This window comes from Paenibacillus durus (genome assembly GCF_000756615.1).
Classification (GTDB): domain Bacteria; phylum Bacillota; class Bacilli; order Paenibacillales; family Paenibacillaceae; genus Paenibacillus_AQ; species Paenibacillus_AQ durus.
In genome coordinates this window covers 1,008,880-1,027,377 of record NZ_CP009288.1, presented here as the reverse complement: position 1 = coordinate 1,027,377, position 18,498 = coordinate 1,008,880, and the positions used below count along the sequence as shown (strand labels likewise).

Here is an 18,498-nt window from a genome sequence, read left to right as displayed (position 1 = left end):
AAGCAGGCTATGAAAAGCTTATGGATGAGATTCGGGACTATTGTCAGCGAGCTAAGGACTTGCGGGAGCAGGTGGCAGAGTTGAGATGGTCGGGACGGACGGATTCGCATGTAGGGGCAGAAATGCGGCAGCTATTAGATCAAGCTGAACAACTTGAAATGCTAGCCGATCAGAAGGACGGATACCCAAGACTGGAAGCACTTCGGTACATCGAAGATTTACAGCGTGAAGCATTGGCATTGAGGGGAACTGTACAGCACACTCAAGCCGTACTAGCCCGTCAGTAGAAGGAGCTGGAGGAAGCAAAGGAAGAAGCGGAGGCAATGGTACAGCGAGCAGAAGAACGAGTGCAAGAAACAGAGCAGCTTTTAACTAACGAGATGGCGAACATTTGAAATTTGTCGCAGAGTACCTCGATCAAAGTGAATCTGTGTATAAAGAAGATCGCAGACGGGTGGAATCGAACGTAATTCGGGATTGGCTGGAGGAAAAAGAAGAACATGCGTACAGCTACCAAGCTTTGACCCGAGTTCAACTACCGGATGGAGATTACAGCCAGTTAGATTTTCGTTATACCGCTTTTCGTCAGGTTGGAATGGAACGCAGCCGCCTTCATGCTTGTGTCTTGGTGGGAAGCGTCTGGCGAGATTGTCGATTGGAAGAAACCGATTTTACTTACAGCTTGCTTCACGGAGCTGATTTTAGAGGTTGTTCCATGAAGAATGCCATATTCGACGTCGTTATAGGCTATACGGGAGACGGTTCAAATGCTTGGCTCGATTGGGAGCCATTAGGATTTAGTGGTGTGGATTTTACGGGAGCGGACTTGCAAGGAGCTTCTTTTAAAGTGGCTCAGTTACAAGGGGCTGTCTTCCAAGCTGCCTCACTGCAAAACGCTTCATTTATTGAGGCCGATCTAACGGGTGCCTGCTTTGCCGGAGCCGATGTCAGAGGCGCTTCCTTTGAAGGTGCCCGCTTGGCAAAAGCCGATTTTACAGGGGCAAAGGTACAGGGTGTGCGTTTTACGGAGGAACAGCTCAGCGAGGCTATTGGCTTGACAGAAACGACCACGTCCTCCCACTCCCTGCTTCGGCCTTCGGATATAAGCGTGGCCGATGTGACCAGTAAAGGTGGGACAAGTGCCATGAGATACTTTCGTCTCATGACGGACGAGCGTGTTCAGCATCGGGTGGAACCGGCTTCTATGTCTCCTTTACAGATCGAGAGCATCATGTCGGATCACCGATCTCAAACGGAGGACTCACCCCTGTTCTTAACTGTACATACAGATTCACAGACCGTATTTCCGGATTTTCTGGAATTCCCTGTCCCGCTCGTATCCGATCCTATGAAAGAATTATTGGAAAAGGTTGTTCCCGGGCTGGAATGGAAAGCAGCTATCCTCACTGATTTCCAACGAGCCAGACAAGAGGTGTATTGGGTGCTTCGTCCTCCGAAGAAGGATTGTCTTTCTTCACAAACCGAGTGGTATCCCAATCATACCTTGAAGCATTTGGTGCTCAAATACGGGAATATCGAATCTCCTATTTTCCGGATTGCCGGCCTGATGGAACCTTACGTCTACATCGACCTTGCCGTGGCGGAGTGTCTGCTGCGCCGTCCATTTATAGGGGTACGCGTACAACGGGTGGAGATGGCAACGAAGGAGGAATGATGTCAAGTGAAAGAAGCGAACGTGCAACCAGGAACGGGCGCCAAAAAGAGCTACGTGGTAGCAGGCGCGATTTTAAGCTGCAGCTACGGTACCCAGCCTGTCCGTTTAAAGCGTCCTATTAGCCACGGAGTATACGTCAAAAACAAAGCGCAAATGAGTATCGGGGATTATGTGCCGGGAGTGAACATCCCGCCTTTTGGAAACTGCTCCAGTCCGCTCAATCCTGCTGTACAAGCCAGTCAGATGGTCGATATCTATGGAGTCAAAAAAGCTCCATGCATTCCTGTCCTCACCATGCCGTGGCTGAATGGAAAAAGCGATATGAGGATCGAAGGTCAACCGGCTTTGACGCTAAATTGTACCCATCATTGCTTGTATAACGGACAGATCCGCATTGAAAATGACGGGCAGGAGCTGGACTAACCGCTGAACCGGATACTAGCCCTGCAATGCCAGAAAGGAGACACGAAGTTATTTGAGCCTACAGTTAGCCGAGATTGGCTATGAAAGCCTCCGCTTGTTCGGGCCTTTTCAGCCGCAGCATATTGAGCAGCTCCAAATCAACAGAGCCATTAACGAGCATGCTTATTTACAGATGACAGGCCTCCTGTCCGAAGAACAAGGGGCCGCATGGATTGGACAATCCATGGAGCAAGAGCCGATTGCCATTCTTCAGCTGGATGGACAAGGAGGGCTGCTAAGAAGACTGTTCCACGGGATCATCATACGCATGTCCGTTCATTGTGAACGGGGAGTCTATACCTTTGAACTGGAGGCCGCCTCGCATTCGTATCAGATGGATATCCAGGTGAAAAAACGTTCCTATCAGGATGCTCACCGTACCTATGAGGATCTGGTCACCGCGCTGGTACGTAAGTATGCGTACGGAGATCTGATTGATACCCTGACCCAGGATGCCAAGCTGGATGCATTTGTTCTACAATATGAGGAGACAGACTGGGCCTTTTTAAAGCGTCTCGCCTCCCGCTTCGGTTCCGTACTGGTGCCGGAGGTGACCGCCGCATCACCTAAAATTTTCTTTGGGATGCCGGATGGTCAGCCGCACAAAGTCGAAGGGGATATCTTTTATCAGGTACGCAATACGTTTCATGAACCCGGCGCAGGAAAACCGGGAGAACGCGCCGGTTCGTATGTCACCTATACCATTGAAAGTCTGCAATATTATGCGCTAGGCGACCTCCTTACGTTACCGATCGGGCAAGGCAAAGAGCTGGTCGTCGTACGGGCGGTCACCACGTTAGCGGATGGCTTGCTGCGTACCCGTTATGATCTGCAAGCCGAGTTGGATATCCGCTACGCCCGGTATGAGAACGATCGGGTCACCGGGATTTCGCTATCGGGAACGGTGTTAAAGGTCGGGCTGGATTTTATGCAGCTTCAACTGGACATTGATCCTAAGCAAGACCCTGCCAAAGCCTGCTGGTTTCCAGCAGCAACCCGCTATGCCGCAGAAGAACACAGCGGCTGGTACGATATGCCGGAAATCGGGGAACGAGTGAACTTGTATCTGCCGACAAACCGGGAGCAGGATGCTTATGTGACCGATTCCCTCCGCCAACAGCGCCACGTCCATGGCCCACCGGATGTAAAGGTGTGGCAGCACGCGCAAGGAAGCGGTGTAGAGATGTCCGGGCAAGAGCTGACCCTTTCCACCTCGGGTGAACTTTCCATTATTTTGCACGAGGATAGCGGCATTACGGTCAGCAGTCCGGGGAATGTACAGATTCAAGGGGGTCACGTGAACCTTAAGGCGGGTCAGCAACTGTCGCTAGAAGCTGGAACCGCCCTGTATCTGAAAGGCGGAGCCAGCAGCATGGTGCTGGATGGTGAAACGGATTTCAAAGCCCCGGTGATTCAGCAGGAAGGGACGGTCAAAGCTCCGGTCTTCGTAGCCGACCTCCCTCCGATTCCGGAACCGCCGTTAATGAGCATCCAGGCATATCAGGCGGCACAAGCTGCAGCAGCCGCTCAGGCGTCATCCAGCAGCCCGGCCCCTGCTCCTACTCCTGCGGCGAAGGTCACCAGCCCGGCCGCGCAAAAGCAAGCCGATGGTTTGCTCGGTGCGGTGTCCAAGCTCTTAGGCTCCATTCCGGTCGTCGGGAAAGTGGCAGGAGTGCTCTTAAATACGCTTGGCGGACCTGCAGGTAAAGTAGCCGCAACGGTGTTGCAAGTCACCGGTGCGATCCCTGTTCGAAGCACGGGAACAAGCCGTGCCGGAGGCGGCGCCAAAGGAGGCCCGCATCCGCTGAAACACTTGGCGGGCCTGGCGCTACAGGGACTCATCAGCCACTACGAGCATGAGAAGGCCAAACAAGCCTACTACAGCAAATGGATTTGGGGAAAGGTATTTACGAGTGCGCGTCACATCGCCCATTCCGGCGGCCCACTGGAGCTTATGAAAAACCTGCTGAACGAGGCAAATGCCCTGCAACATGCCTATCACCAGATCCCTGCAGAGGTAAGAAGCCGCTGGAAGGCCAATTATGACCGCTATATGGCACAGCAGCCGAAGCCACAAGCGGAGAAACCTAAGTCCTGGTGGGAAAGAATACTTGAACAAACTGGAGAAAGTCAAATCATGGCGGCCGAGGTGTTACTGCTAACCCATAATGACCGGAGGTTGACGGTGTAAGCTGTCCTGCTATTGACGGCCATGCTGTCCGCAGTAGGATAGAAAAGCAGGGAGAATCATGACAATTCTCCCTGGATCACGCGCTTTACCATATGGTCGTCCACAATCCGGTGCTTGTTCTGTGCGCCGTAGATCAACGCGTGGGTACAGAGCTTGTTCACCAGCCGGGCGGCTCCGCTGGAAAAACGGTAGATTTCATCCATCGCCGCCTCCGTAAACAGTTCATGCTCGGCACCTGCTGCACTCAGATGCCTCTTCATATAGGCCCCCACTTCCGCCCGGTCCATATGCGGAAGATAACACTGCATATCAATTCGCTGGCGGATCGCCGCATAGGCTTGCAGCCCCAGCCGGTCCCACAGTTCGCTTTGCCCCACCAGAATCAGGGCCATCGGACTCTGTGAATCCATTTTCAGATTTAGTAGAAATCGCAGTTCCTCCAGCATCTCCCGGTCCAGCAGATGGGCTTCATCGACCACGACCACGGGCTGTAGCCGGTGAATCCCACGCATGAGTTCAATCTCCCGGTGTAACTGCCGTTTTGCATCCCCCCGGTAAAATTTCGACTCACAGCCGAGCTGCTCCAGCAGCCCTTTGTAGAAGTGGCGCGGGGTCAGTTTCGAATCGGACAGGTAGAGTAGCTTAAAGCGCGCCTCGTCCAGTTCCTTGGCTAACCGCCGGATCGTAGTCGTTTTCCCGGTCCCGCAGTCCCCTGTGAGCACGGCAAACCACTGGCGTTCCGCGACATAGGCCAGACGCCCGAGCATTTCTTCCTGCGACGCAGACGCATATAACTCGTCTACCGCAAGATCTCTGGAGAACGGAGCACGGTGCAACTCGTAGAAGGACTCAAACATGGCCATCCTCCGCCTGCACTCTGCGGTACGTCACCGCAGGTGCTTCCCGCTGTTTGCGCTGCTGGTGTCGCTGCTCTGCCGCCTCCAGCAGTCTCGACGTGTCGGTCATAGATGCGCCCAGGTGCTCCGGCAACGCCGGACGGGTTCCCGCCCGCTGACCGATTTCCATCTCGCGCACCCGCCACGGCGCTCGTCCCTCATACTCAATCGTCAGTTCCGTGGGGTCTGCCGGGTCATAAACCACCTCGACCGTACAGCCAATGACCGTCAGGCCCACTTCGTACTTTCGGTTCATGAAGCTAATGCAGCCCGACTTGTCGACCTTCCGCTTTTCACTATGCAAGAACGCGTCCGCCAAGGTATCCGGGTCCATGAACCGCAGTGCTTTCTTGTCACTCCGAAACGCCGTTTCCGGGCTTTGCTTGTCCGGCAGGGCGGAGTGGGGCTTGTGCTGGTAGCACTCCGAGAGCCATACCTCGAAGCGCTCATTCAACTGCTCGAGTGTCTTCGGCTTCTCCAAGGCGACTTCGCTCAGAAACGAATCGACGATTTGGTTAAACCGTTCGACCTTGCCTTTGGATTCAGGCGAGTAGGGCTTCGCATAGAGCAGCCGGGTTCCGAGCTTGGAACATATCCGGGTCATGGCTTGGGTACGGTACTGCTTGCCGTTGTCAAAATAGACCGCTTCTGGTACCCCATACTTCTGGATCGCTTGGCGAAACGCCGATTCGACCAGCCGCTGGTCCATGACCGGCACAAACTCCCCATGCAGAATAAACCTTGTAGCGTCGTCAATGAACACGACCAGATACACCTGTTTCATCGTCCCGCTTTCGCCAAGGGGCAAATACGGTCCGTATTTGAGGTCTGACTGCCACAGCTGGTTCCGGTGGCGCTGCTGGAAGCGTCTGGCGGCAACCCCGGATTCGGCGTACATCCGCAGATGGCGCGAGCTGTAGCCACAGGCAGTCAGTCTCTCCTGCAGGGTACTACGCTTAATTTGGCCCGGCGAAATCCGCCCTTCCCATTCTAAAATCTGAATGAGCTGTGCGACGCTGCGGCCGGGGACCTCCCGGCGCAAGAGAATCGCTTGCTCGAGCACGGCGGTAGGAAGAATCTCTTCGGAGGGCTGCCGCCCTTTGCCTTTGGGCTTCAGGCCGGTAAATCCTTCGCTCCGGTAACTCGCCAAATACCGGCGCAAGGTACGTTCGGAGAGTCCGGTTTGCTTACAAATCTGCGCTTTCATCTCCCGGGCTTTGGCCGGGTCCAGCCCTTCGGCAAGCAGGGGAGCGAGAAGCTGCATCCGCTCTGCGGCGAGGGCTTCGGCTTTCTTTTGGTCTTTCATGGGTCGGTAAACTCCTTCCTGAAATGAACTCAAGGAGAGTCTACCGTAGAGCCGGGGCGGACAGATAGGCAAAACGGGTATGTACCCACAAATGAGCGTTTGCGACGGGGCGGACAAGTCTGGCCAGCCAGCCGGGTCCTTGCTGACGAAAGGCGGGGGCGGAGGTCATACGCAGGTGATCCGAAGCTTCGGGGGACCCGGGAGCGAGGCCGGACATCCGAGCCTCCAGCGCCTGCAGAACGAGGATGAAGTAGATAGAGAGCACGCGAAACCAGACCTTCCAACGCCGTAACGTAGAGGTTTCCGCGCAGGCGGTCACGGACGCCTCCGGCTCCGTGACCGCCTGTTCGATACAACGGGAATCGTACCGTTTATAGGGAATGAGTAGATCCGGGAGCTCATGGTGAATCCTGCGGCATCCCGCACACCGGAGTCTGCGAATCACCAGTTGGCGCAGCTCACCACCCCCACCCCGGACCTTCCGCTCCCGGCTACCGATAATCTCCAGGTTCTCTGTGCAGCACGGGCAGGGCACCTCCTCCGCACCCCTGACGAAAAACACCAGGGATCTTTTCAACCAGCGCATACTCTGTTACAATGACCATGTCTAATGATGAAGGATATTTCCGGTGCGGCCTGTGCTAGCAGGCATACACGCGATGGAAGTATCCTTTTTCCTTTGCTAGAATACGGTCATTATATCTGGCAACTTCCGGACAGGCAATCCCGCCAGCTTCGCGGCGTTATGCTTTAGCAGAAACACCGAGGCCCAGAGAGAAGCCGCGCAGCTTCAAGGGGAAATCCTCTGGGATTTTGCCCAGGGAGCGAATGAAACCATTAGGGTCAACATGTTCATGGGGTTATACCAGCAACGCGATTATCACCCTAAGCATCCCATAGCGGGCAAGGCAGGAGAAGTTGCAGGTAACGTAGTCACCACTGTGCAAGGCGGTTTGGAATTCATCGCTGGTGCGGGAGGAGAAGGCCTTTCCGTGGCAATGACTCCTACGGGCGTATTAACGCCAGCAGCCTTACTTACGGCAGCCGCATCCGCTGGCCTTATGACCCATGGAGGGAAGCTGGCCTACAGCGGAGCCTCCAACACCGGACAAAGCTCGGCGGAGCTTTGGCAAATGATACAAGGTGAAGGGAAACCTGGTTCTTCCAAGCCGAGCAAACCAAAGGAGAAACCGCCTAAGGCTGAGGGGACGGGGAAAGCTGAAGGTGAACCTAAAGGGTTCGAGAAGCAGGCTAAATCTGCATCCGATATTAGTGGTAAAGCCAAGGACGGAAAAATTAAATATGCAAGTAACTACCACGGTAGACTTGGAAAAGAGAAAGAGCTAGAGATTTTATCAAAGCCTGACGCAGTATATGTTTCAGGCAACAATTCTCAAAATTTGATATATAGGAAAGGGGACAATGTGGTAATAGTTGAGAGTAAAGGTAGTTCCAAAGGGAATGTAATTACTAGTTATGGACCAGATGGGGCAAGGGGTGAAAGTGGTGCTGCTATTTTTGGTGGAAAACCGACAGATCCTGGTATGCCCGTCACACATGACTCAATAGTAAAAGGAACTATTCCCACTCCTAGTGGAGGAACTATGCCGCCTGCGACTCAAATAATGCCATGAAAATTATGAAATTAATAATTGATAACATTCAAACCATTATTAATGAAGAGATAAGATGGTATTTATCCAGTCAAATCATCTGGATTGGTAAGGCAAAAGATTACAAAGACATAGAAGAACTAAAAAAAAATTCATATGGAAGTTTTGATTGGTTGTGGTCTGATGCGGATACTATTTTATTCAATAAAGATGATTTAAAGTTTTCTGGGGCTGTAATAAAACTAACAGAACCCATAAATATTATCAAAGAAGAATCGGATATAAAACAGATTGAGGTAAAACACGGGAGCATTAAATTAAGAGAAAAGAAAAATTTCAACAGTCAATTGTCCTATATAACAGAATATTATCCTAGAGAGGATAAGATAATTTCTTATTCAGAGAAATGGGATAAATTAGAGCGAGTTGTTTTAGTGGACATGACTGAGAACTTTTCTTTTGTTCTGCAAAATGATGAAATGGTTGGATTTGTTCTTGTAAATGCTAGTAAGCATGTTGTTTCTGATAGCATTCACTTTGTTGAGGAGAGGGGAACTGTTGAACCTGACTTCTCCCTGAAATTAAGCCTTTTTCTTGAATTAGTAGAAATGATGGAAAATGAAGTTGCTCAAATCGAAGAAACAGAGTTAAAAAAATTATTTACAAAAATATACGAGGAAATATTGCCTTATGAAGGAACGAACTATATTGCCTTGAGAGATACAATATTGAATGTCATAGATTATATGGATTGACCTTTAGGGGGCTACCCAGTCCAGAATGAGCGCCTTACCTCAGCATTACTAAGAAACTTTATTTTACCTGTAGGAAGTTTTTACGATTTGAGCTATACGCACATAAAAACTGAAAGAAGTATAACCCTATCTAACGTAATAGCGTTACATTGGACAGGTCGATTATGGTCAGGCACCACCATAATTGACCTGTTTTATTATGTTCGTTTTCTTGCATTATTCACAAATATTACCGGTCGGGCAAGGCAAGGAGCTGGCCGTCGTGCGGGCGGTCACCACGTTAGCAGATGGCTTACTGCGTACCCGTTACGATCTGCAAGCCGAGACGGATATCCGCTATGCCCGGTATGAGAACGACCGGGTCACCGGGATTTCGCTAACGGGAACGGTGCTAAAGGTCCAGCAGGATTTTATGCAGCTTCAACTGGATATTGATCCTAAGCAAGACCCAACCAAAGCCTGCTGGTTTCCGGCAGCAACCCGCTATGCCGCGGAAGAACACAGCGGCTGGTACGATATGCCCGAAATCGGGGAACGAGTGAACTTGTATCTGCCGACAAACCGGGAGCAGGATGCTTATGTGACCGATTCCCTCCGCCAACAGCGCCACGTCCATGGCCCACCGGATGTAAAGGTGTGGCAGCACGCGCAAGGAAGCGGTGTAGAGATGTCCGGGCAAGAGCTGACCCTTTCCACCTCGGGTGAACTTTCTATTATGTTGAACGAGGAGAGCGGCATTACGGTCAGCAGTCTGGGGAATGTACAGATTCAAGGGGGTCACGTGAACCTTAAGGCGGGTCAGCAACTGTCGCTAGAAGCTGGAACCGCCCTGTATCTGAAAGGCGGCGCTAGCAGCATGGTGCTGGATGGTGAAACGGATTTCAAAGCCCCGGTGATTCAGCAGGAAGGGACGGTCAAAGCTCCGGTCTTTGTAGCCGACCTCCCTCCGATTCCGGAACCGCCGTTAATGAGCATCCAGGCATATCAGGCGGCACAAGCTGCAGCAGCCGCTCAGGCGTCATCCAGCAGCCCGGCCCCTGCTCCTACTCCTGCGGCGAAGGTCACCAGCCCGGCCGCGCAAAAGCAAGCCGATGGTTTGCTCGGTGCGGTGTCCAAGCTCTTAGGCTCCATTCCGGTCGTCGGGAAAGTGGCAGGAGTGCTCTTAAATACGCTTGGCGGACCTGCAGGTAAAGTAGCCGCAACGGTGTTGCAAGTCACCGGTGCGATCCCTGTTCGAAGCACGGGAACAAGCCGTGCCGGAGGCGGCGCCAAAGGAGGCCCGCATCCGCTGAAACACTTGGCGGGCCTGGCGCTACAGGGACTCATCAGCCACTATGAGCATGAGAAGGCCAAACAAGCCTACTACAGCAAATGGATTTGGGGAAAGGTATTTACGAGTGCGCGTCACATCGCCCATTCCGGCGGCCCACTAGAGCTGGTGAAAAACCTGCTAAACGAGGCGAATGCCCTACAACATGCCTATCGCCAGATCCCTGCTGAGGTGAGAAGCCGCTGGAAAGCCAATTATGACCGCTATATGGCTCAGCAAGCGAAGCCAGAAGCAGAGGCGCCTAAGTCTTGGTGGGAACGCTATCTGCAAGAAACGGGGCGCAGTGCAATAATAAACGGGCAAGTAGCCATAGAACAAGCAGACATATTACGCGATATGTTTAAGGAATCCGGAGACAGCCTAATCCAATTAGGAAAAGGAGTTTATTATGCCGCAGCAGAAAGGAATCAAAAAAAATTCGATTCAGTTGACGCATTTTTGGATTATTTGTCGTTAGGCATCCCTAAAGGGATGTATCTAAGTTATGTGGAAAGAGCAAATAAGGCATTTGATTCACCAAATGACACAGCCAATTGGCTGACCCTCGGATTCCACGGCACCATTCGAGAAGCCATGTTTCCTGAAGATGCTTGGTCACCCGAGCATTGGTCGAATATTATTAATACATTAGGGATCATAGAGGGAGGCAGCTTATTCTTTAATCCTAAATCTCTATGGAAAGACACTGTCCCCGAAATCCAAACAGCAGAGTCATCCCAAGCTTTAAATTCGAAGCCTGTGAAAGAGGCTGAGGGGACGGGTGAAAATAGATTACCTAATCGGACAATAGATAGCTTATATGAGAAAACTCAAAATGTTAGAGGCGATATTAACAGAGAAATAGAAAAAATAAGAAATTCCGACGAATACAAAAATCTCTCAAAAACACAGAGAGATAAACTTGATAGAAAACTAAGAAAGTTAAGTAGTGGAAATGTCGCAGTGGCAGATGTAAGCATTCCTGGTATTAATAAAGAATTTCAAGCACACAGTCAGATTCATTCCTCTGATAGCGTTGGTAGTAATGTTGGAGATTTCAGTTATTCTAAAGTTGATAAGTCATTGGAAACCTATGTTGATGATGAATTTCCAAGATTTAATGACACGGAGGCAAAGATTCTTGAAGATATTGCTTCTCAAATAAAAGACCCTAATGTTAAAGGGCGAATAGATTTGTTTACAGAACTAGATGCATGTCAAAGTTGTTCAAATTTAATTATGGAATTTAGACGTAAGTTCCCAAATATTCAGTTAAATGTATATTCTAAAAATATGAGATAAGGACTGATGATATGAACATGACAAGTTATGAATCAATAAAATCATCTATAGTGTTAGACTTTGAGGAATATATTGAAGAAGAAGGTTTAAATGTGGCGCAGGTTTCAGCAAAAACTTTGGAAGAAGATTGGAGAATAGTAAACGATAGTTTGTTTACTAAAACATTATATTTTGTTTCTATTGCAATAGAGAGTTTAAAATATAAAGAAATTGCTGATTTTATATATTCTAAATTGGATGGTTATCTGGAAAACACTAAATTTGAAGAGTATATAGATAAAAATGACATTGAAAAGCTGTTGCAAGACATTCAAATCTGTAAAAAATTAATTAATAATAAAGATGAATACAAAATCAGGGAGACAAGCGATTCTACTAAATCAAGAGTAGAATACATCTTAGGTTTGAAAGTTGATTAATTTTAGTGTTGTATAGGTGGTTGCTACGAACATAATCATGTGGGGGCTACCCAGTGACGAATGAACCCATCATTCAACCAATAACACATCTAACCCATGCAATACCCGTATGAAGATTTCGTCATTTTGTTTGTACGCACATCAAATGCTTTAATTTCATAACCTAATTAACGCTAAAGCGTTACATAAAACAGGTCGATTATGGTCAGATACCACCATGATTGACCTGTTTTTTGTTATCTTCGTTATCTTGCGGTTTTTCAAAATGCTAAGCAATTGTAGAATACGCCGCCCCGATAGATAAGCTGTCTAAGCCATCGCAACAAAAAGTTAGGATAGCCCGACTAATAATATTGTCAGGACTTATCTGCAAATTGTCCGCAACAATCTGGCTACTTGCCGCGATGGTTATCGTGAACGAACAATCTGGTGACGACCAGTTGATATAGAAAACAGGTAAGGATACGTTCAGGCTAGCCGCCTTCCTTACTCCACAGCCGCCGAGGGCGGCATAACTACACAAGAAGGAAGGGATTGCATATGAAAACGAAGTACAACGACTTCTGGTTGACTAAGAATAACAAAGCCGCTAATGCGTACATGGACGAAGTTGCCAAGGAAAGCAACTTTACAGGACATCACAAAGGATATACAATTCTGCCGCATAAAATCCATCGCTGTTACGGCTTAAGCCAATACGAAAAGTTGATTCTCGTCGATATTGTCGCGTATATGAGCGACCAGAGCCAGTGCTACCCCACCATTGAGATGATTGCCCGAAATGTTGGATGCAGTTCCAAATCAGTAGAACGTCTACGCAAAGCGAGTCATAACACCTGCTCAACCCGAAAGGCAGGAGAAATACTGGAATTGGTGAAGCAGGATGGCGAGACAAAGAGGAACTTCCAAGAATACAGGGATTTCCTCATCGTCAACATGGTTAAGGATATGCGGAGAAGTCGGGAACTCATCAAGCAAATCGAGGAACAGCTTCGGAAGGTATTGGAACAGACTGATTACAAGCTAGAGTCGATGGATGGAATTAGCACCGTTACAGCGGGAGAACTGGTCGCTGAAATCGGAGATATTCGTCGATTCTCCAATGCCGACAAGTTAGCCCGTTTTGCAGGAATCGCCCCTGTCCGGTTTAGTTCGGGCGGCAAGGGCAAAGACCAAGCAAGCGGTCAAGGAAACCGAGTGCTGAACGGCATTTTCCATAACCTAGCCGTACAGCAAATCCAAGTTGCAAAAGGAAAGAACAAGGGACAGCGTAATCCCTTGTTCTACGAGTTCTACCAACGGAAGCTAGCAGAAGGCAAGACAAAGAAGCATGCCCTCATATGCGTCATGAGAAGGCTTGTAAACATCATCTACAGCATGATGAAGAACAAGACAGAGTATCGGGCGGCGGCAATTCTAACAGAGCGTCAAGCAAGCTGATATAATGGTGGTAATTGGTAAAACAGTTGCCGCCTTTCCTTTTGTAGAGTTTAAGATTACTACTTAGAGGATGGGAAAACTTGATGAAAGTAATAGGCTAAATGTAGGTGCAGGAGATAACCCTCGACCAGGATACAGGAATGGGGATATTGATCCACGAGCTGAGGGTGTTGAAGTAATGGATGCCAATAACTTGGTTGGAATCAAAACAGGTTCACAGGCAGAGGTAATTGTGCAAAATCCACATGGTTATAATGCTCTTGAAGGTGATATTCCACGAGTAATCGAGCCAGGAGGCTTACTGAAAATAGTAGGTGGAGAGAAAAACCCTTATTTCAGCAAAATATATAAAATGAATGATGAGGAGCTTTCGAAATACGGTTTTGAATTGGTAAGCAAAGGGAAGGCTTCAGATGATTTAATGTTTGGAACTCAGAAAACAACTAGCGGTGATGCTTTCAGTGAGAAGGCATTAAGTAAACAATTAGAAGTAATTTTAAGGAGGTTGAAATAAACTTGATATTAAATATTTCCAATGAAAGATTTGAGTTGATTTATTTGGGTGAATCCACAATAAACATTGATTACCCTTCAATGTCTTCTACTAAGTTGGTACTAGATGTCTGGGGGATAACTCTACCTATTAGTGTATATGGTTTAGAAGCGTATGGATTAACTGAATATACTAAACCCTTCAATGATGATATTTATGTTTCAGGCTACTCTAGGCTCACATTTCATGATGTTACTGGTGGAAACATAGAAGTCGAATTATTTAGTAAGGAGCCTCCTTACCCCAAACTAAGTTGGCCAGATAAAAGCTTAATGAAAATAAACAAAACCTGGGGTGATGTATATCAACGGGATGATAAAAATATTTATGAAGTAGAGGGAACTCTCGCATGGCCCTACGGTAGATGTGACTTATCTATAGTAACCAGATCGAATGTATCTATTGAATTAAACAGTGCTAATTTTATACCTGTCAAAGAATATATGCTTAATACAAAAAAATATGGATGGAGTAGAGTTTTCACTTAATATTAGTGTCAGTAGGAGATTTTTTAGTATAAACCTGTTTACAGGCCTAACAACAAGATCGTACAATACAACAACAAACCAAACACAAAACAACTTGACAACCACTTGATAAACTTTCAAAGGCTTATTCCAACTTGAATCATGAGTTAGGAATGAGCTTTTTTGCATGCCCAAAATTAAAGAGTAAGGTAATAGCGAACAAGCCAACAATATTCATTTTAAAAATTACACAGTACCAACAGGTCTTTAAACAAAACACAACTTGCCATCTACTCCCATCAGAGTTAACATTCACACATTCCAACCACAGGAGGGGGAGTACAATATGTCAGATTGGCCGGATTGGCTTCAGGAAGCGTTACGCAAGCGATTTTACGAATTAGAACTCGCTAGTGAACAACAGGCTTCATGTTCGCCAGATGACGAGCTCCTATTTACTCAATTCGAGCAATTCAAAAATCGCCAAAGTGATGAAATTCAGCATTTGTTATCGGAATGGGAAGAAGTGATGGGATATCAGCAAAGCCAGCACAAGCAGTCGATCTATATCGAAGGAGTCAAGTACGGGATTCGCTTAATCCTTCCCGTCATGCAACCCGCAAATGTTCGTTAGCCTATACTTCGTTAGTTCAAGATTTCGTCTATGTTCAAGCCGCTCTTCTTGGTAAAAAAATAAAGCGCTGGTGAGAGAATGGTTATCTTCTCCACCAACGCATTGAATAGGTTATCATCAAATTGTATCAGTACATCTTGCCGTAAACTTAATACCTGAATTATTTCATCTACACGATCCTTGATTTGTATCTTGTGGTCGTTATCCTTCTTCAGCAGGATTTTCTGTTGCCGAAGTTCGTTCAGCTCACTTGAGATTCTCACGTTTTCTTCACTGTATACGGCCTCATCAATCTGATTTCTTAACTTGAGATTCACCAGTCCCTTCAAGTCCGATTTAAATTGTTCCATGATTTATAGGGTGAACTCTCCCCCACTTAGCTTACGCATGAAGTGAGGGCTTCTGTTGGCATCGATACAGGGTTGCACACGCTGCGAGCTTCATGATCTAAAGGCTCAACGCCTGTTGCACCCGAATGAGGGAAGCCAACGTCTAATACGTTCGTTTTGCCAATGAAGGGCCTTTTGCCTCCAAGGATAACCACATCTTTTCAGATGTGGATTTTTGTTTATTACGTAGCACCTATCGTGCGCCGATGTTTTACGCTATTCAAAACTAATAATGCGTTCTATGCCATCTGGAATATTATCGATTTTTTCTTTGATGAAAGTTGGATAAATTTGTAGCTGTTTCATTTCCTCTATCGAAACCCATTTTAGCATAATATTGCAGTTGTCTTTTTGCGATATAAAATAGTCATCAGGTATATCGGCGTTGTTTTCTAATGAAATTAGATAATAGAAAACGATTCCATGAGCATCTTTATTGCCCCATGCCCAAAATGTTTCTTCCACCCAAAGAAGGCGGTTACATATAATTTTTGCCCCTGTTTCCTCTTTGTATTCTCTTATAAGTGTTTCTTCTGACGTTTCACCAATTTTTACATGCCCTCCAGGTAAGGCATATATACCATCATCGCATTGAACAAGAATTTTGTTATTTCGTAATAATACACCAACTGTTCTGAAAAGACATACGGAAGTTTCGTCTCTAAAGTGCCAATCTTTTATCATAACCAAACGCCACCTAATATAAGTTTTCTTCATATATAACTTAATCTTTTCTTGACATCAACACCACACTCTCCACATGACTCGTCTGCGGGTAACTGCCCCATTATTAGGGCTTCTGTTATAGTGCCAAGAAACCGCGCAGAATCAATGATTTTCATTGAGGAGTGTGCTACGTTGTCGGCTGTTAGGTGCATTTCACATCATTTTTTACATCAGATTCACATCAATAATTGTTCAAACAGTGTATCAGGTTTTAATTTTTTTCATAACTCAAAACATCATCCATATACTCCAAGACCGTCAACATCGCGGTTCGGAAATTCTGCTCACTGGCTTTTAGCACAATATCGATTTTAGTTCGGCTTAAGATCATATTCCTCAAGTCTGTATAAGAAAAATCCCTCCAGTTTTTGTTCGTGTCTCTCATAACTATATATACTTCGGATTGAAGGGCGAGTGCAAGAGAAGCCAAATCAATACTTACAATTTTACTTGCCTGTCTTTCCACTTTTATTTCTGATTTTATTTCTGATTTTAACCCTGCAATTTGGGTCTGAACATCGAGAACAGTCTCTAATATCAGCCTGTCAGCGGATGTTTCCGTCTGCTCAATTGTTGCAATCTTAAAAGTACCAAAACTTTTAAGAAAGGGGGAATATTCTGAATCGGATTTAGAATTCTCGTATGTTGCAAGAACTCTATTTGCTAATTGTGCTTTAAAATCTAGAATTCTATTAAACCTTAAATCTCTAGGATATTCTAAATGTTCAATAACACCTGTGTCGAATGAATAAGGTGTTCTATCATCCTTAACAATAATCGTCGGCTTATCGAACGCCAATCTTAATCCAAGTTCAAACATAACATTAGGATTCTTACAGCTAACATCACAAATTACTATATCCGAATTATACAAACCTTGAACTATTCTTTTATGTATTAGTCCAATGCTTTCACCTTCACTTACAATTTTGGTTTCTGTAATATATCCTGGAAGGTTTGAAACAGCTTCCACCAAGATGCTTTTTACATCTTTCCAGTGTTCGGCTGAGTAATCATCAATAGCAGCGATGGGCATAACCAGTCCTATGTTTAAAACTTTTTCATCATTTTGCATAGCAATCCTCATTTCCCATGTGATAGGTATATTATACCAGTTACTTAGTTCCATATAAAAATCTGCAAAGAGGCGGGCTAATATCAATTGAGAGAAATACCTGAAAAATTTGAAGTGAGTGGATTATACAAAGACGAATCTAAACATGCAGAGATCCTTGAATATCTCGGAGATCGGGATCAGTTATTCTGGGATACAATCAACCTTGTTTATTTAACAAGCTGTATCAAATCTCCTAATATTTCAACTGAATTAGAGTTAGCAAATACGGATCTAACAGAACGATTCTTAAATAGTTCGGTCGGCTGCTACAAAATGATATGCCTTGGATTGGAGTATGAATTTCTCGTTCTGTTCAGGCATAATACAGAGTTATCATCATTGCTTAAATTTTTTGTAGATGAGCCAAACAAGATATCAGCTTGGCTAAAAGGAGAGAGTCCAGGCCGCATCAAACCCAAGGAGAGACGGATAGCTGTTGATGGAAATACAACCTCTCAAGCAATGTATAGCAAATTAAGTAACTACGCCCATACTAATAAAGCTGCTACAAACTTTATAGGGGGAATCTTTGTTCCCCAAGAGGTTGATCAATTTTTTCTAATGCTTTTAAATTCAATGAGACAAATGATCGAATTCATCTATGAGGCGAACGGGGATTTTATAACCGAGTATAAAAAAGGCCAACTCGATGAAGAGAAACACTCCGAAGCAGTAAAGTTGCTTGACATCTCGTTAGAGAAATATAAGCAATTAACTGTTGAATATGTGATACTTTCATATTTGAGATCTCCTGAAATTGTTCTATCCTCACTGGAACAGAATGGCGATTACGAAATGATTGATTACCTACAGAATTTGAAATAATAATAGCCACGTCAGCGGATCGGAGAGGCTACATTTCTGATTTGATTTTGCCTGACGCGCTCCAGCGCCCCGGAGAACGCGTCCACAGTGTTGTTGAACCTCCTGCTGCAGTCGCCGTACTGAAAGCTCCAGGGCGGTGGTGCTAGCGGCCTCATCGTCCAGGCTGAAGAACACCTGCCGGATGATCTGCCGCTCCCTCCAAGGAACGCCGGCCAGTGCCATCTCCGTGACCTCGAGCTGTCTGTCAACTCGGTTAGTTCGTCCAGCATACATCGCTCAGACGTTCATATTTAGCTTCTGAGCAATGTACTGTGTACCCCCTCCCATTGCCTAGCCATCGACAAATGCAGGCTACAACAGAGTTTATGGCTGTTTGACACTCCTGAAATTTTTTGAATATTCGATAGATGTAAGATAAG

The 18,498-nt window shown here is 46.6% G+C and carries 19 protein-coding genes and 2 pseudogenes; 15 read left to right on the top strand and 6 right to left on the bottom strand.

Features of this window, described 5'->3' with window-relative positions:
* Nucleotides 1–80: 80 nt before the first annotated feature.
* The 5 genes and pseudogenes from PDUR_RS29660 (at nt 81) to PDUR_RS04695 (ending at nt 4,328) form a co-directional block, all read left to right on the top strand.
* Nucleotides 81–287: a hypothetical protein gene (locus PDUR_RS29660; RefSeq protein ID WP_233277478.1), complete on the top strand. Its 207-nt coding sequence runs from the start codon at nt 81–83 to the stop codon at nt 285–287.
* An 85-nt stretch (nt 288–372) separates the two neighbouring features.
* Nucleotides 373–1,069: pseudogene (locus tag PDUR_RS27755) on the top strand (pentapeptide repeat-containing protein); the annotation flags it as partial.
* Nucleotides 1,070–1,144: 75 nt separating this feature from the next.
* Nucleotides 1,145–1,675, top strand: coding sequence for a hypothetical protein (locus tag PDUR_RS04705; protein WP_042209071.1), 531 nt, complete (start codon nt 1,145–1,147; stop codon nt 1,673–1,675).
* 6 nt (nt 1,676–1,681) lie between these two features.
* Nucleotides 1,682–2,098 carry a DUF4280 domain-containing protein gene (locus PDUR_RS04700; protein ID WP_042205300.1) on the top strand — a complete coding sequence of 139 codons (417 nt, stop codon included), beginning with the start codon at nt 1,682–1,684 and terminating at the stop codon, nt 2,096–2,098.
* Nucleotides 2,099–2,150: 52 nt separating this feature from the next.
* Nucleotides 2,151–4,328: a contractile injection system protein, VgrG/Pvc8 family gene (locus PDUR_RS04695; RefSeq protein WP_042209070.1), complete on the top strand. Its 2,178-nt coding sequence runs from the start codon at nt 2,151–2,153 to the stop codon at nt 4,326–4,328.
* Between the two features lie 56 nt (nt 4,329–4,384).
* Here PDUR_RS04695 and PDUR_RS04690 read toward each other — a convergent pair whose 3' ends face one another.
* From PDUR_RS04690 to PDUR_RS04680, 3 genes are read right to left on the bottom strand one after another with little or no spacing between them, the layout of a single operon-like run.
* Entirely contained in the window at nt 4,385–5,185 is an 801-nt protein-coding gene (locus PDUR_RS04690; RefSeq protein ID WP_042205200.1) for an ExeA family protein, read from the bottom strand.
* On the bottom strand, nt 5,178–6,530 hold the full coding sequence (locus PDUR_RS04685; protein ID WP_042205201.1) for a DDE-type integrase/transposase/recombinase: 1,353 nt from the start codon (nt 6,528–6,530) through the stop codon (nt 5,178–5,180). Before PDUR_RS04685 ends, PDUR_RS04690 begins: the two co-directional genes overlap by 8 nt.
* Before the next feature lie 40 nt (nt 6,531–6,570).
* Nucleotides 6,571–7,107: a DUF6431 domain-containing protein gene (locus PDUR_RS04680; protein WP_052410173.1), complete on the bottom strand. Its 537-nt coding sequence runs from the start codon at nt 7,105–7,107 to the stop codon at nt 6,571–6,573.
* Nucleotides 7,108–7,663: 556 nt separating this feature from the next.
* Between PDUR_RS04680 and PDUR_RS28550 the strand changes: the two genes are divergently transcribed.
* From PDUR_RS28550 to PDUR_RS04640, 9 genes and pseudogenes are all read left to right on the top strand, one after another.
* Complete coding sequence (locus PDUR_RS28550) at nt 7,664–8,164, top strand: hypothetical protein (RefSeq protein ID WP_156130303.1); 501 nt, start codon at nt 7,664–7,666, stop codon at nt 8,162–8,164.
* Nucleotides 8,161–8,898, top strand: a complete 738-nt coding sequence (locus PDUR_RS04670; protein WP_042205299.1) for a hypothetical protein — start codon at nt 8,161–8,163, stop codon at nt 8,896–8,898. The genes PDUR_RS28550 and PDUR_RS04670 overlap by 4 nt, the downstream gene beginning before the upstream one ends.
* A gap of 229 nt (nt 8,899–9,127) precedes the next feature.
* Nucleotides 9,128–10,394, top strand: a pseudogene (locus PDUR_RS30275) (adhesin); the annotation flags it as partial.
* Nucleotides 10,395–10,435: 41 nt separating this feature from the next.
* Nucleotides 10,436–11,509 (top strand): deaminase domain-containing protein, encoded by a 1,074-nt coding sequence (locus PDUR_RS30270; RefSeq protein ID WP_407944311.1) that lies wholly within the window; start codon nt 10,436–10,438, stop codon nt 11,507–11,509.
* 11 nt (nt 11,510–11,520) lie between these two features.
* The gene (locus PDUR_RS04660; RefSeq protein WP_042205298.1) at nt 11,521–11,928 is read left to right on the top strand and encodes a hypothetical protein; all 408 of its coding nucleotides are present in this window, start codon (nt 11,521–11,523) and stop codon (nt 11,926–11,928) included.
* Nucleotides 11,929–12,468: 540 nt separating this feature from the next.
* Nucleotides 12,469–13,368, top strand: coding sequence for a transposase (locus PDUR_RS04655; protein WP_081949388.1), 900 nt, complete (start codon nt 12,469–12,471; stop codon nt 13,366–13,368).
* Nucleotides 13,369–13,438: 70 nt separating this feature from the next.
* A complete protein-coding gene (locus tag PDUR_RS04650) occupies nt 13,439–13,882 on the top strand; it encodes a hypothetical protein (RefSeq protein WP_042205297.1) in 444 nt (147 codons plus the stop codon).
* Nucleotides 13,883–13,884: 2 nt separating this feature from the next.
* Nucleotides 13,885–14,409, top strand: a complete 525-nt coding sequence (locus PDUR_RS04645; protein WP_042205296.1) for a hypothetical protein — start codon at nt 13,885–13,887, stop codon at nt 14,407–14,409.
* A gap of 325 nt (nt 14,410–14,734) precedes the next feature.
* Nucleotides 14,735–15,022, top strand: a complete 288-nt coding sequence (locus tag PDUR_RS04640) for a hypothetical protein (protein WP_042205295.1) — start codon at nt 14,735–14,737, stop codon at nt 15,020–15,022.
* Between the two features lie 11 nt (nt 15,023–15,033).
* Here the strand turns inward: PDUR_RS04640 and PDUR_RS28545 are convergent, their stop codons facing one another.
* From PDUR_RS28545 to PDUR_RS04625, 3 genes are all read right to left on the bottom strand, one after another.
* Nucleotides 15,034–15,372 carry a hypothetical protein gene (locus PDUR_RS28545; protein WP_156130301.1) on the bottom strand — a complete coding sequence of 113 codons (339 nt, stop codon included), beginning with the start codon at nt 15,370–15,372 and terminating at the stop codon, nt 15,034–15,036.
* 255 nt (nt 15,373–15,627) lie between these two features.
* Complete coding sequence (locus PDUR_RS27095) at nt 15,628–16,095, bottom strand: NUDIX hydrolase (protein ID WP_052410046.1); 468 nt, start codon at nt 16,093–16,095, stop codon at nt 15,628–15,630.
* Between the two features lie 253 nt (nt 16,096–16,348).
* Nucleotides 16,349–17,212, bottom strand: coding sequence for a hypothetical protein (locus PDUR_RS04625; RefSeq protein ID WP_052410044.1), 864 nt, complete (start codon nt 17,210–17,212; stop codon nt 16,349–16,351).
* An 87-nt stretch (nt 17,213–17,299) separates the two neighbouring features.
* On the opposite strand from PDUR_RS04625, the gene PDUR_RS04620 reads away from it, so the two are divergent.
* The gene (locus tag PDUR_RS04620) at nt 17,300–18,079 is read left to right on the top strand and encodes a hypothetical protein (RefSeq protein WP_042205294.1); all 780 of its coding nucleotides are present in this window, start codon (nt 17,300–17,302) and stop codon (nt 18,077–18,079) included.
* The last annotated feature ends 419 nt before the right edge of the window (nt 18,080–18,498 follow it).